The sequence below is a fragment of the Sphingobium sp. SA916 genome (assembly GCF_002894065.1).
GTDB classification, from domain to species: Bacteria; Pseudomonadota; Alphaproteobacteria; order Sphingomonadales; family Sphingomonadaceae; genus Sphingobium; species Sphingobium fuliginis.
Genome location: NZ_LXYF01000087.1, coordinates 1 through 13731 on the forward strand (window position 1 = coordinate 1; position 13731 = coordinate 13731).

At 66.4% G+C, this 13731-nt stretch carries 11 protein-coding genes; 7 read left to right on the top strand and 4 right to left on the bottom strand.

Features of this window, described 5'->3' with window-relative positions:
• From A8G00_RS22655 to pncB, 3 genes are all read right to left on the bottom strand, one after another.
• On the bottom strand, positions 1–326 hold a 326-nt coding region (locus A8G00_RS22655), incomplete at its 3' end, for an FAD-dependent oxidoreductase (protein ID WP_146032638.1).
• Positions 323–1387 (bottom strand): type III polyketide synthase, encoded by a 1065-nt coding sequence (locus tag A8G00_RS22660; protein ID WP_025549815.1) that lies wholly within the window; start codon positions 1385–1387, stop codon positions 323–325. The genes A8G00_RS22660 and A8G00_RS22655, both read right to left, overlap by 4 nt.
• 81 nt (positions 1388–1468) lie before the next feature.
• Positions 1469–2773 carry a nicotinate phosphoribosyltransferase gene (pncB, locus tag A8G00_RS22665; protein WP_044660622.1) on the bottom strand — a complete coding sequence of 435 codons (1305 nt, stop codon included), beginning with the start codon at positions 2771–2773 and terminating at the stop codon, positions 1469–1471.
• Between the two features lie 420 nt (positions 2774–3193).
• Between pncB and A8G00_RS22675 the strand changes: the two genes are divergently transcribed.
• Genes A8G00_RS22675 through A8G00_RS22700 form a run of 6 tightly spaced genes read left to right on the top strand, consistent with a single transcriptional unit; the run spans position 3194 to position 11016 of the window.
• Positions 3194–3283, top strand: coding sequence for a potassium-transporting ATPase subunit F (locus A8G00_RS22675; protein ID WP_037483019.1), 90 nt, complete (start codon positions 3194–3196; stop codon positions 3281–3283).
• Between the two features lie 13 nt (positions 3284–3296).
• Entirely contained in the window at positions 3297–5000 is a 1704-nt protein-coding gene (gene kdpA / locus A8G00_RS22680; protein ID WP_044660621.1) for a potassium-transporting ATPase subunit KdpA, read from the top strand.
• Positions 5001–5013: 13 nt separating this feature from the next.
• The gene (gene kdpB / locus A8G00_RS22685) at positions 5014–7044 is read left to right on the top strand and encodes a potassium-transporting ATPase subunit KdpB (RefSeq protein ID WP_025549817.1); all 2031 of its coding nucleotides are present in this window, start codon (positions 5014–5016) and stop codon (positions 7042–7044) included.
• 23 nt (positions 7045–7067) lie between these two features.
• Positions 7068–7652 (top strand): potassium-transporting ATPase subunit KdpC, encoded by a 585-nt coding sequence (gene kdpC, locus A8G00_RS22690; RefSeq protein ID WP_044660620.1) that lies wholly within the window; start codon positions 7068–7070, stop codon positions 7650–7652.
• A complete protein-coding gene (locus A8G00_RS22695) occupies positions 7649–10309 on the top strand; it encodes a sensor histidine kinase KdpD (RefSeq protein ID WP_103001763.1) in 2661 nt (886 codons plus the stop codon). The genes kdpC and A8G00_RS22695 overlap by 4 nt, the downstream gene beginning before the upstream one ends.
• Complete coding sequence (locus A8G00_RS22700) at positions 10306–11016, top strand: response regulator (RefSeq protein ID WP_025549818.1); 711 nt, start codon at positions 10306–10308, stop codon at positions 11014–11016. The genes A8G00_RS22695 and A8G00_RS22700 overlap by 4 nt, the downstream gene beginning before the upstream one ends.
• Positions 11017–11150: 134 nt before the next feature.
• Here the strand turns inward: A8G00_RS22700 and A8G00_RS22705 are convergent, their stop codons facing one another.
• Positions 11151–13046 (bottom strand): potassium transporter Kup, encoded by a 1896-nt coding sequence (locus A8G00_RS22705; protein WP_172451956.1) that lies wholly within the window; start codon positions 13044–13046, stop codon positions 11151–11153.
• 214 nt (positions 13047–13260) lie between these two features.
• Between A8G00_RS22705 and A8G00_RS22710 the strand changes: the two genes are divergently transcribed.
• Positions 13261–13551: a hypothetical protein gene (locus tag A8G00_RS22710; RefSeq protein ID WP_044662862.1), complete on the top strand. Its 291-nt coding sequence runs from the start codon at positions 13261–13263 to the stop codon at positions 13549–13551.
• Positions 13552–13731 lie beyond the last annotated feature (180 nt).

The following is a 13731-nucleotide window of genomic DNA, read 5'->3' on the forward strand; positions in this document are numbered from 1 at the left end:
CGCGCCGCGCGCGCGATCAGCGCTTCGTCCAGCGTCCGCCGCGACAGCCCCGCCGCGACATGGGGCAGCGGCAGTTCCAGATGCCGGCCGTCCGCCACCAGCCGCAACCGCCGGATCGGCCGCGCGCCCAGCGCGACCGCGTCGACACCCAGATCGCCCAGTGCCGCCAGCGCATCCCAGCCGAGGAAGCCGCCGCACACGCCATCATGCGGGCCGCTCCGGCGGTCGAGGAGATGCACCTGCGCCCCCGCCCGAGCCAGGGCGATCGCCGCCGCCGCGCCCGCCGGTCCGCCACCGACGACCAGAGCGGGCAGGCGCGCCGTCATGCCAGCCCTTCGAAACGGAATCCTTCGGCCGCCAGTCCCGGTCCGAAGGCCAGCGCCACCCCCCGCCCCGCGTCCGCCAGCATGTCGTGCAGGATGAACATCAGGGTGGAGGAGGACATGTTGCCGAACCGCGCCAGCACGCTCCGCGACGGCGCCAGGGCATCGCGGCTAAGGTCCAGTCCCTGCTCCACCGCGTCCAGGATCGACCGGCCGCCTGCGTGCACCGCCCATCGGTCTATCCCGGCCATATCGTCGCTTCCCCACAGGCGGCGGCGCACCGAGGGATCGCCCAGCGCCGTCAGGATGCGCCCCGGCACCTCTCCGGACAGGTGCATGACAAAGCCGCTATCCCCTATGTCCCAGCGGATCAGTTCCGCCGAATCCGCGAGGTTGAGCGAGAAGGGCCGGTCGATCGCGACGCCGGCGTCCTCCCCCGTCACCAGAGCGGCGGCCGCGCCGTCCGCGAACTGGAGCATCATCAGCAGCCGCTCGATCTGCCATTCCGGCTGGAAATGCAGGGAAGACAGTTCGACCGTCACCACCAGCACCCGCGCATCGGGTTCCGACCGGACGATGTGCCGCGCCGTCCGCAACGCCGCGACCGCCGCATAGCAGCCCATGAAGCCGACCAATGTGCGCTCGACCCCCTCCAGCCCCAGCCGTTCGGCAATGATCTGGTCGATGCCGGGGGCGACGAAGCCGGTGCAGCTCGCCACCACCAGATGGCTGATCCGGTCGAGCGGCACCTGCGCCCTCAACCGCGCGATCGCCTCCATCGCCAGGCGGGGCGCATGATCGGCATAGCAGCGCATGCGCAGCGAGGTCGGCGGCATTTCGCCCGCGTAGAAGCCGCCGGGATCGACCGGCGATCCGCCCTCGGCGGTCGGCGGCAGCACGCACCAGCGATGCCCGATGCCGGACCGCTCCGCCATGCGCTGGAACAGCCGGCGCTCGCGCGGATCGTCCAGTTGGCCGGTCGCCCAGCGAATGAAGGGTGCATGCATGTCCAGCGCGGGGACGGCGCACCCGATGGCGTTGATGCGAGCGCGCGTATCGGTCATCGGGTCGTCATGGCTCCTGTCTTCGTGGAACGTCCGGGTGGGGGGAAAGGATCAATCGCGGCAGCCTGGCCCCTGCCGCCCTTAGACCTCCACTTCCTTCTCCAGACGTCCCTCTCCCCCGAAAACCTGCAAATATCGGGCGATCTCCTCCGGCTCGCCTGTCGCCTTGGCGGGGTTGTCGGACAGCTTCACCGCCGGGCGGCCATTGGCCTCCACCACCTTGCACACCAGCGAGATCGGATCGAGCCCGGTCGTGGCAAAGGGCGCGCAATCCCTGAAATCATTGGTGAGGTTGGTGCCCCAGCCAAAGCTCATCCGCACCCGCCCGGCAAAATGCCGGTAGGTCGCCTTGATGCTGTCGACATCCATGCCGTCGGAGAAGATCAGCAGCTTCGACCGCGGATCGCGTCCCTTTTCCCGCCACCAGCGGATGATCCGCTCGCCCCCCTCGATCGGCGGCGCGCTGTCGGGGCGGAAACCCGTCCAGTCCGCCACCCAGTCCGGCGCATGGCGCAGGAACGCCGCCGTGCCGAAGGCATCGGGCAGCACGACCAGCAGGTTGCCGGCATAATGATTGCGCCAATCCTCCAGCACGCGATAGGGGGCGGCGGCCAGCCCCTCATCCCCCTCGGCCAGGGCGGCCAGCACCATCGGCAGCTCATGGGCGTTGGTGCCGATGGCCTCCAGATCGGCGTCCATCGCCAGCAGCACATTGGAGGATCCGATGAACCGGCGGCCCAGCCGTTCCTTCAGCGCCTCCACGCACCAGCGCTGCCAGAGGAAGCCGTGCCGCCGCCGCGTGCCGAAGTCGGATATGACGAGGTCGGGCAGTTGCGCCAGCCGCTCCACCTTCTCCCACAGCTTCGCCTTGGCGCGGGCGTAGAGCACGTCCAGTTCGAACCGCCCCCGTCCCTTCATCGCCGCGCGGGATCGCAATTCGTTGATGATCGCCAGCGCCGGGATTTCCCACATGCTGCTGTGGGTCCAGGGGCCGTGGAAGCACAGTTCATATTGGCCGTCGACCTTGCGCAGGTCATAGTCGGGCAGGCGGAAATCGGCCAGCCACGCGATGAAATCCGGGCTGAACATCTGCCGCTCGCCATAAAAGCTGTTGCCCGCCAGCCAGATCAGTTCCTTCTTCCCGAAGCGCACGGACCGGGCATGGTCGAGCTGCGCGCGCAATTCGCCCTCGTCGATGACCTCGGCCAGACGCACGGATTGCGTGCGGTTGATCAGTTTGAAGGTCGCCTGCACATCCGGGTAGAGGTGACGGATCATCTGGAGCATCAGCAGCTTGTAGAAATCCGTGTCCAGCAGGCTGCGGACAATGGGGTCCAGCCGCCAATTATGATTATAGGTGCGGTTGGCGATGTCGGTGTAAACCATCGAAATTCCGTTCAGCCCGTGACCGGCCCCAGTCTATGCGCGACAGGCGCGACTGTCAGCCATCGTCGCCAATCGAACCGGATATGATCCCGTTCCCCTTCATCTGCAAAGACGGCGCCGTCCTCGTCCATCCGTGACCCGGCCGGCCGTGTCCTGCGGCCATGATGGCCGGAACCCGCGCCGCGCGCCATTTTCATACGCAATTTCTATGCCCTGCCCTTTTCCCCTCTCTCGATTTCAAACGCCGCCCTGTCCTAATTGAGCGGCGGCAGACGATGGCCCGTCCCGCACCCCGCGCGACAGCTTCGGCTGCGGGAGTTTCCTTATGCAAGACATGCTCTGGATCGGCTTGATCCTGATCCTTCTCGCCGCCAGCCTCGGCTATGCCGCGCTGTGCGGGCGGGCGTGAGGGCGGGCGCCATGACCATCGACCTCTGGCTCGCCGCATTCACCGCCATCGGCCTCCTCCTCTATCTGGTCGCCGTGCTGGCGCGGCCCGAACGCTTTTAGGGAGGCGCGTTCCATGACCTTTCAGGGATGGCTGCTGATCGCGGCCTTTGTCGGCCTGTTGCTGATCCTCGTGAAGCCGGTCGGCCTCTGGCTGTTCGCGCTTTACGAAGGACGCCGCACGCCGCTTCACGGCCTGCTCGGCCCTGTGGAGCGCGGCTTCTACCGCCTTTCCGGCATCGATCCGCGGGAGGAACAGGGCTGGCGCCGCTATGCGGTGCATATGCTGGTCTTCAACACGGCGCTGCTGCTCCTCACCTATGCGCTGCTGCGGATGCAGGCGGTGCTGCCGCTCAACCCGCAGCATCTGGGCGCGGTGAGCGGGCATCTCGCCTTCAACAGCGCGATCAGCTTCACCTCGAACACCAACTGGCAGAGCTATGCCGGGGAATCGACCATGTCGAACCTCAGCCAGATGCTGGCGCTCACCATCCATAATTTCCTTTCCGCGGCGACGGGCATTGCGCTCGCTTTTGCGCTGTTCCGGGGATTTGCCCGGCGCAGCAGCGCGACCATCGGCAATTTCTGGGCCGATATGGTGCGGGTGACGCTCTATCTGCTGCTGCCGCTCTGCGTCCTCCTCGCGATCTTCTACATGGCGAGCGGCGTGCCGCAGACGCTGGCGGGACCGGTCGAGGTCACGACGCTGGAAGGCGCGAAGCAGACGCTCGCCCTGGGACCGGTCGCGGGTCAGGAGGCGATCAAGATGCTGGGCACCAACGGCGGCGGCTTCTTCAACGCGAACAGCGCCCACCCGTTCGAAAATCCGACGGCGCTCACCAATTTCGTGCAGATGCTGTCGATCTTCGCCATCGGCGCCGGCCTCACCCACAGCTTCGGCAAGGCGGTGGGCAATGTGCGGCAGGGATGGGCCATCCTCGCTGCGATGATGGTCCTGTTCCTTGCCGGCGTCGCGATCACCTGTTGGCAGGAGGCGGCCGGCAATCCGGTCCTCCATCATCTGGGCGTTCCCGGCGGCAACATGGAGGGGAAGGAGGTGCGTTTCGGCATCGCCGCCTCCGCCCTCTTCTCCGTCATCACCACGGCGGCGAGCTGCGGCGCGGTCAACGCCATGCATGACAGCTTCACCGCCATCGGCGGCCTCGTCCCCCTGTTCAACATGCAATTGGGGGAAGTGGTGGTCGGCGGCGTCGGCGCGGGCATATACGGCTTCCTGCTGTTCGCCATCCTCGCCGTGTTCGTGGCGGGGCTGATGGTCGGCCGCACGCCGGAATATGTCGGCAAGAAGATCGAGAGCCGGGAGGTGAAGCTCGCCGTCCTCGCCATCGCCGTGCTGCCGATGGCGATACTGGGCTTCACCGCGATCGCGAGCGTGTTGCCGGCGGGCCTTGCCGGCCCGCTCAACAAGGGACCGCACGGGTTCAGCGAGATCCTCTACGCCTTCACCAGCGCGGTCGCCAACAACGGATCGGCCTTTGCCGGACTGACCGCCAACACCCCCTTCTACAACGGCCTGCTGGGCGTGGCGATGTGGATCGGCCGCTTCTTCATCATCATACCCATGCTGGCCATAGCCGGCGGACTGGCGGCGAAGAAGTACACGCCGGAAACCGCGGGCAGCTTCCCCACCACGGGGCCGCTGTGGACCGGGCTGCTGGTCGGCATCGTGCTGATCGTCGGCGGCCTCACCTTCCTCCCCGGCCTTGCCCTTGGCCCCATGGCCGATCATCTCGCGATGGTCCGTGGCCAGCTCTTCTAAGGATCACAAGCCCATGCCCCGGTCCGAAACCCGATCGCTCTTCACCGCCGACCTCATCCTGCCCGCGATGGGCGACGCTTTCCGCAAGCTGAACCCCAGGGACCTGATCCGCAACCCGGTGATGTTCACGACCGCCGCCGTGGCGGTGCTGCTGACGCTGTTGCTGGCCGTGGGGCAGGATCATCTTGCCCCTGGCTTCAAGCTGCAACTGGTGGCCTGGCTGTGGCTGACGGTTCTGTTCGGCACCTTTGCCGAGGCGCTGGCCGAAGGACGGGGCAAGGCGCAGGCCGCTTCGCTGCGCGCGACCAAGGCGGAACTGACGGCCAGGCGGCTGAAGGGCGACGCGGTCGAGACCGTCCCGGCGAGCGCGCTCAGGATGGGCGATGTCGTGCTGGTCGAAACCGGCGACCTCATCCCATCCGACGGAGAGGTGGTCGCCGGCGTCGCTTCGGTCAACGAGGCCGCCATTACCGGCGAATCCGCGCCGGTGATCCGGGAGGCGGGCGGCGACCGCAGCGCGGTGACGGCGGGCACGCGCGTCATTTCCGACCGGATTCGGGTGCGGGTGACGGTCAATCCGGGACAGGGCTTTCTGGACCGCATGATCGCGCTGGTGGAGGGCGCCGAACGGCAGAAGACGCCCAATGAGATTGCGCTGACGCTGCTGCTGGTCGGCCTGACCATCATCTTCCTGATCGCCGTGGGCACGATTCCGGGCTTTGCCAGCTATGCCGGGGGCGCCGTGCCGGTGGCGATCCTCGCCGCCTTGCTGATCACGCTGATTCCCACGACCATCGCCGCCCTCCTCTCCGCCATCGGCATCGCGGGCATGGACCGGCTGGTGCGCTTCAACGTGCTGGCCAAATCGGGCAGAGCGGTGGAAGCGGCGGGGGACATAGACACGCTGCTGCTCGACAAGACCGGCACCATCACCGTCGGCGACCGTCAGGCGACCGAGTTCCGCCCCGTCGGCGGAACGTCCCCGGCCGAGTTGGCGGAAGCGGCGCTGCTCGCCAGCCTGGCCGACGAAACGCCGGAGGGCCGCTCCATTGTCCTGCTGGCGCGGGAGAAGTTCGGGCAGAGCGCGGATGCGCTGCCCGAAGGCGCGGTGGTCGTTCCCTTCACGGCACAGACCCGCATTTCCGGCGTAACGCTGGCCGGTTCGACCATCCACAAGGGGGCGGTGGACAGCATCCTGCGGGCCAATCCCGCCCTAGACAGGGAAGCCGCAACCCAGGAACTGCGCCGCATCACCGACGAGATCGGCCGCGCGGGCGGCACGCCTCTGGCAGTGGCGAAGGATGGGAGGCTGCTTGGCGCGATCTTCCTCAAGGACATCGTCAAGGCGGGCATTCGCGAACGCTTCGGGGAACTGCGGCAGATGGGCATCCGCACGGTGATGATCACCGGCGACAATCCCCTTACCGCCGCCTCCATCGCGGCGGAGGCGGGGGTGGACGACTTCCTCGCCCAGGCCACGCCGGAGGACAAGCTGGCCCTGATCCGCAAGGAGCAGGAGGGCGGCCGGCTGGTCGCGATGTGCGGCGACGGCACCAATGACGCCCCGGCGCTGGCGCAGGCGGATGTCGGCGTCGCCATGAACACCGGCACCCAGGCCGCGCGGGAGGCGGGCAATATGGTCGACCTCGACAGCGATCCGACCAAGCTGATCGAGGTGGTGGGCCTGGGCAAGCAATTGCTGATGACGCGCGGCGCGCTGACCACCTTTTCCGTCGCCAACGACGTCGCCAAATATTTCGCGATCATCCCCGCCATGTTCGTGGCGCTCTATCCGGGGCTGGGGGTGCTGAACATCATGGGCCTTGCCAGCCCGGAAAGCGCGATCCTGTCCGCGATCATCTTCAACGCGCTGATCATTCCCTGCCTGGTGCCGCTGGCCCTGAGGGGCGTGACCTACCGGCCCATCGGCGCCGGGCCTCTGCTGGCGCGGAACCTCGCCATCTATGGGCTGGGCGGGCTGGTCGCGCCGTTCGCGGGCATCAAGCTGATCGACCTTGCCGTGAATGGACTGGGTCTGGCGTGACGGACGGCGGAAAGGATAGCAGAATGTTCACCGACCTTAAAACCTCCCTTCGACCCGCGCTCGCGATGACGCTGCTCTTCGCGCTGCTGCTGGGCATCGCCTATCCGCTGGCGCTGACCGGCATCGGGCAGGCGCTTTTCCCGTTCCAGGCCAATGGCAGCCTGATCAGGCAGAGCGGCAGACCGGTGGGCTCCACGCTGATCGGCCAGAATTTCGCCAGCGACCGCTATTTCCATTCCCGTCCGTCGGCGGCGGGCAAGGGCTATGACGGGCTCGCCTCCTCCGGTTCCAACCTGGGGCCCGCCAGCAGGGCGCTGGCCGACCGCGTCGCGCGCGACATTCAGGCCCTGCACTCACCCGGTCGTCCCGTTCCGTCCGATCTGGTGACAACCTCCGCATCGGGGCTGGACCCCCATATCAGCCCCGATGCGGCCTTTTTTCAGGTCGGGCGGGTGGCGAAGGCGCGCGGTCTGGAGCCGGGCCAGGTTCGCGCGCTGGTCGACCGGAGCATAGAGCGACCGCTTCTGGGCTTTCTGGGGGAAGCGCGGGTCAATGTCCTCGAAATCAATCGACGGCTGGATGGCATCGGCGCTAATCAGGCGGGATGAGCGAACCGGACCGCCGCGATCCAGAAGCCTATCTGCGTCAGGCGGCGCGGGAAGGCCGCGGGCGTCTGAAGATATTCCTCGGCGCGGCGCCGGGCGTCGGCAAGACCTATGAGATGCTGATCGACGGCATGCAGCGCCTGAAGGCCGGCGTCGACGTGGCGGTGGGCGTGGTCGAGACCCATGGCCGGCGGGAGACGGAAGCGCTGCTCCACGGCCATGAGGTCATTTCCCGGCGCGCAGTCGATCATCAGGGCCATAGCCTGGGCGAGATGGATCTGGACGCGATCCTCGTCCGCCGCCCCGGGCTGGTGCTGGTGGACGAACTCGCCCACAGCAACGCGCCGGGCAGCCGCCATCCGAAACGCTATCAGGATGTGGAGGAGCTGCTCGACGCCGGGATCGACGTCTATTCGACCGTGAATATCCAGCATGTCGAAAGCCTGAACGACGTCGTCGCCTCCTTCACCCGCGTCCGGGTGCGCGAGACGGTGCCGGATTCCATCCTCGAAACGGCGGAGATCGAGGTGGTCGACATTCCGCCCGACGAGCTGATCGATCGGTTGAAGGAGGGCAAGGTCTATATCCCGGCGGAGGCCAGCCGGGCGCTCAACCATTTCTTCTCCAAGTCCAATCTGACCGCGCTGCGCGAGATGGCGTTGCGCCGCGCCGCGCAGGCGGTGGACGCGCAGATGCTGGACTATGTGCGCGCCCATGCGCTGGCAGGCAGCTTCGCGGCGGGCGAGCGGGTCGTCGTCGCCATCAGCGAACTGCCGAGCGCGCAGGGGCTGGTCCGCGCCGCCAAGCGGCTGGCCGACGCACTGAAGGCGCCCTGGACCGCCGTGCATATCGAAACGCAGCGCAGCCTGGCCTTCACGGCGGAGGAGCGCGGCCATCTGGCCGACACCATGGCGCTCGCATCGCGCCTGGGCGGAACGACCGCGACCATCCCCGCCCCCAGCGTCGTGGCGGGGCTGCGCCAATATGCGGCGGACGCCCGCGCCACCCAGATGGTGATCGGCAAGGCGAGCCGAAGCTGGTGGTTCGAACTGCGGCACGGGTCGGTGGTCGACCGTCTGGTCCGCGCCATGGAAGACGTCGCCATCCACGTCCTGCCGGGCGACCGGTTCGCGCCGCCCCGCCGGACCGCCCGCATGGGGCCATGGGGCAAGCCCGCCGACTATCTCTGGTCCACGGCGATGATCGCGCTGATGACCGCCATAGGGCGGCTGCTGGTCCAGACCATCGCGCTCGGCAATATCGCCCTGCTCTATCTGGTGCCGGTGATGTTCGCCGCCGCCAGCTTCGGCCTGCGCGCCGGGCTGTTCGCGGGTCTGCTTTCCAGCCTCGCCTATAATTTCTTCTTCCTGCCGCCCACCGGCACGCTGACCGTCAGCAATCCGGAAAATGTCATCTCCATCCTCGTCCTGCTGGGCGTCGCCATCGTCACCAGCCAGTTCGCCGCCCGCGTCCGCGCCCAGGCGGACCTGGCCCATGGCAGCGCCCGGCAGAATGCGGCGCTGGCGGGATTTTCCCGGCAACTGACCGCGGCGGCCAGCCAGGACGAGCTGATGCATGCCATCTGCGCCGAAGTGGGGCGAATGTTCGACGTGCGCACCGTCCTCCTCCTCCCATCCCCCGACGGTCCGCAACTGCGCGCCGCCGTGCCGCCGGAGGACCGGCTGGAGCAGATAGAGAAGGCCGCCGCCCAATGGGCGATGGACAATGAGCAGCCCGCCGGGCGCGGTTCCTCCACATTGACGGCGTCGGACTGGCTGTTCCACCCGCTGCGCACGACGCGCGGCGTGCTGGGCGTGCTGGGACTGGCGCGGGAGGATGCGGGGGAGCCGTTGCGGTCCGACCAGTTGCCGCTGCTCATGAGCCTGCTCGACCAGGCGTCCATCGCCTTCGACCGCATGGCGCTGGAGGAGGAGATGCTGGACGCCCGCCAGATCCGCGAGCGCGACCGGCTGCGTTCCGCCCTGCTCTCCTCGGTCGGGCACGACCTGCGCACGCCGCTCACCACCATCATCTCCGCCGCGCATGAACTGAAGCGCCAGCACCCCTGCGACCTTGCCGACACGGTGGAGGCGGAGGCGTTGCGGCTGACCCGCTTCGTCGCCAATCTGCTGGACATGGCGCGGGTGGAGGCGGGCGCCCTGCCGCTGAAGCTGGAGCCCGTGGACCTGTTTGACGCGGTGGCGGGCGCCATCCACGATACGCGCCAGTCGCTTGGCCGGCATGAGGTGAAGGTCGACATATTGCCCGATATTCCGCTGGTGCGGGTCGATTCGACGCTGCTGCACCATATCCTCATCAACCTGCTCGACAATGCGGGGCGCTATGCCGATCCGGATACGCCCGTGACCATCCAGGGCCAGCGGCTGCCCGACGCGATCACCCTGTCGGTGATCGATCAGGGACCGGGCATCCCGCCGGGGAGCGAGGCGCGCGTCTTCGACACCTTCACCCGCATGGAGGGGTCGGACCGGGCGAAGCATGGCACCGGCCTTGGCCTTGCCATCGTCAAGGGCTTTGCCGAGGCGATGGGGCTTGGCGTATCGGCCGCCAACCGGGCCGATCCGCCCGGCGCCTGCTTCACCCTGCGCTTTCCGCAGGCCTCGATCCTGTCTCCGCTTGCTGACGAGGACATGTCATGACCACCCGTTCATCCGGTCGCCACAAGGTGCTGATCATCGATGACGAACCGCAAATCCGTCGCCTGATCCACGCGGCGCTGACCCGCGCCGACCATGCGACGGTGGAGGCCGCCAATGCGCGCGAGGCGCTGGACAAGTTGCGGGAGGAGCGACCCGACATCTGCCTGCTCGACCTTGGCCTGCCCGACCGCGACGGGCTGGAGCTGGTGCCGCTCATCAAACGGGATTCGGACGCCAGCCTGATCGTCATATCGGCGCGCGACGCGACCGAGCAGAAGGTCGCCGCACTGGACCTGGGCGCGGACGATTATCTGACCAAGCCCTTCGATACCGACGAGATGCTTGCCCGCGTGCGCGTGGCGCTGCGCAACCGCATGACCAAGGATGGCGGCGTTTCGATGGTCCGCGCAGGGGATGTGGCGATCGACCTGATGGCGCGGATCGTGACAAGGGGCGGACAGGAAGTGCATCTGACGCCGAAGGAATATGGCGTGCTGGCGCAACTGGCGAAATATCCGGGGCGGGTGATCACCCATCAGCAGATCATGGCGCAGGTCTGGCCCAACGAGCATGCGCATCATGTCGAATATCTGCGCGTGCTGGTGCGAACCCTGCGGCAGAAGTTGGAGGACGACCCGCAGCGGCCCCGCATCATCGCGAACGAACTGGGGATCGGCTACCGGTTGAAGGAAGCGGATGGGGGTTGAGCCCCCCTCCTCCCTCTAGTCATCATCGCCACGGAGCGGAAATCCACCCTCCATAAGAAGCCCCTGGCGGCACGTCCGGGGGATGGGTTCCCGCCTTCGGGAATGACGGGGTGAAGTTGAAAAATGAAGGGGAATCAGATTTCGACCTGCGACCCCAGTTCCACCACCCGGTTCGTCGGCAGCTTGAAGAAATCCATGGGCGTCACGGCATTGCGCATCATCCAGGCGAACAGCTTTTCCCGCCAGATCGCCATGCCGGGCTTTTCCGACGGGATCAAAGTCTGGCGGCTGAGGAAATAGCTGGTCTGGCTGACATTGATGGGGCCGCCGCAGCCCTGGACCGCTTTCATCGCGGCGGGAATGTCGACTTCCTCCATGAAGCCGTGGCGCAGCACCACGCGGTAGAAGCCTGCCCCCAGTTCCGTCACTTCGGAACGGCCGGTGAGCGGCAGATGAGGCACGCCCTCAGTCCGCACGGTCAGGATGATCACCCGCTCGTGCAATATCTTGTTATGCTTCACATTGTGCAGCAGCGCCGGCGGCACGCCCTCCACACGGGAATTGAGGAAGATCGCCGTGCCCGGCACCCGCTTCAGGGAGCCGGAGACGGACTGGATGAACAGTTCGACCTCCATCGCTCCTTCCAGCAGATAGAAGTTCATGATCTTCCGCCCGGTCGACCAGGTCGTCAGGATGATGAACACCACCGCCGCCACCAGCAACGGGAACCAGCCGCCATCGGGAATCTTCGTCGCGTTGGACAGGAAATAGGCGCCGTCCACAGTGAGGAACAGCCCCGTCACGCCAGCGGCGAGCAGCCTGTTCCAGCGCCATACGCTGAAGGTCAGCACCGCCATCATGCAGGTGGTGATGACCATGGTCCCCGTGACGGCAATCCCATAGGCGGCGGCCAGGTTGCTCGACGACTGGAAGCCCAGAACCAGCAGCACGACCAGGAACAGCAGCGCCCAGTTGACCAGCGGCACATAGATCTGCCCCGCCGCCGAAGCGCTGGTATGCGCGATCTTGAGGCGCGGCAGGAAGCCGAGTTGCACCGCCTGCTGCATCACGGAAAAAGCGCCGGAAATCACCGCCTGGCTGGCGATCACCGTGGCGAGCGTGGCCAATATGACCAGCGGCAGCCGCGCCCATTCCGGCGCGAGCAGGAAGAAGGGGTTCTCCGCCGCCTCAGGCAGGTCCAGCAGCAGAGCGCCCTGGCCCATATAATTGAGCAGCAGGCAGGGAAAGGCGGCGTAGAGCCAAGCTATGCTGATCGCCTTGCGCCCGAAATGGCCCATATCGGCATAGAGCGCCTCCGCCCCCGTCACCGCCAGTACGACCGAACCCAGCGCCAGGAAGGCGAGCTTCGCATCGAGCGCGAAGAAATGGATGGCCCACATAGGGTTGACGATGGCGACAATCCCCGGATGGCGCACGATGTTGAGGATGCCGAGCGCCGCCAGCACCAGGAAATAAACCGCCATGATGGGCCCGAACAGCGCGCCCACCCGGGCGGTGCCATGTTTCTGGATCAGGAACAGCCCGATCAGAATGACGATGGCGATGGGAAGGACGAAGGGCGCAAATCCGTCATTCACCGTCTCCAGCCCTTCCACGGCCGAGAGCACGGATACGGCGGGGGTTATGATCGCGTCGCCATAGAATAGCGCTGCCGCCAGAACGCCCAATATGGCGATGGTCGGCGTCCATCGGCTCTCCCCCAGCTTGCGGGAGATCAGGGCGAGCAACGCCATGCTGCCGCCTTCGCCATGATTGTCGGCGCGCATGATGATGAACACATATTTGACCGTGACGATGAGCGTCATGGTCCAGAAGACCAGCGACAAGACGCCATAGATATGGGCAGGATCGACCGCCAGCGGATGGTGGCCGACGAAGCTCTCCTTCAGGGCATAGAGCGGCGAGGTGCCGATATCCCCGAACACCACGCCCAGCGCCCCCAATGCCAGAAGCGACAACTTCCCCTGCGGATGGCTATGGCCCACCCCCTCGCCCGCTCGATCCGTCATCCGTACCGTCACTCGCTGTTGCCGGGCCGCCCATCGCATGAAGCCGCATTATATTTCCAGTGGGGCTTTATGCGATCGGCATAGGATTCGCATAGGAATGCCGGAAAACTCCCCCGAATCCTATGAAATTTCAACGCGGACGATCGGTTCTCGCTCTCGATAAGCTATGCGGGAATGCGCAATTGAACATTCTCCGGGAAGGAGAATGCGGCAAATGTCGGACTGGCATGAACATCTGGTGGCCAGGATCGGGTTGAGGTTGGCGGGCCTGATCCTGTTGATCTCCACCTGGCCAGAAGGCGGGCTGCTGCGCAGGCTGGTCATGGAGAATCCGGCAGCGGACATGACCATGCCGGAATTTGCGCTGGCCGCGCTGCTGTTTCTAAGCGCAAGCGCGGGTGCGGCCCTGACGATGATGGGCGCGCGTCTTTGGCAGCCGGTAGAGCTTTCAGCGCGTTGGTCCAGCGCCATGGGTGATTTACCCAGGGTTGGAGGGTGGGTTTGAGGTATGATTTGGGCTGGTGGTTTGCCGGTTTGCCAGCGCGGCCTGAGGGGCTGCGCTTGGGGGCATTGCGCCTGGGCGCAGGAGATTGCGAATGGGTTAATGTGAAGCGCGAGCTATAATGCCTGGCGACGCCCTACTCTTCCGGGGCTTGAGCCACAGTACCATCGGCGCAGACTGGTT

What these genes read in the sequence shown, in the direction of transcription:
- A8G00_RS22660 (WP_025549815.1), bottom strand. Translation starts at nt 1,387, where the DNA reads ATGACCGATACGCGCGCTCGCATCAACGCCATCGGGTGCGCCGTCCCC.
- pncB (WP_044660622.1), bottom strand. Translation starts at nt 2,773, where the DNA reads ATGGTTTACACCGACATCGCCAACCGCACCTATAATCATAATTGGCGG.
- A8G00_RS22675 (WP_037483019.1), top strand. Translation starts at nt 3,194, where the DNA reads ATGACCATCGACCTCTGGCTCGCCGCATTCACCGCCATCGGCCTCCTC.
- kdpA (WP_044660621.1), top strand. Translation starts at nt 3,297, where the DNA reads ATGACCTTTCAGGGATGGCTGCTGATCGCGGCCTTTGTCGGCCTGTTG.
- kdpB (WP_025549817.1), top strand. Translation starts at nt 5,014, where the DNA reads ATGCCCCGGTCCGAAACCCGATCGCTCTTCACCGCCGACCTCATCCTG.
- kdpC (WP_044660620.1), top strand. Translation starts at nt 7,068, where the DNA reads ATGTTCACCGACCTTAAAACCTCCCTTCGACCCGCGCTCGCGATGACG.
- A8G00_RS22695 (WP_103001763.1), top strand. Translation starts at nt 7,649, where the DNA reads ATGAGCGAACCGGACCGCCGCGATCCAGAAGCCTATCTGCGTCAGGCG.
- A8G00_RS22700 (WP_025549818.1), top strand. Translation starts at nt 10,306, where the DNA reads ATGACCACCCGTTCATCCGGTCGCCACAAGGTGCTGATCATCGATGAC.
- A8G00_RS22705 (WP_172451956.1), bottom strand. Translation starts at nt 13,046, where the DNA reads ATGACGGATCGAGCGGGCGAGGGGGTGGGCCATAGCCATCCGCAGGGG.
- A8G00_RS22710 (WP_044662862.1), top strand. Translation starts at nt 13,261, where the DNA reads ATGTCGGACTGGCATGAACATCTGGTGGCCAGGATCGGGTTGAGGTTG.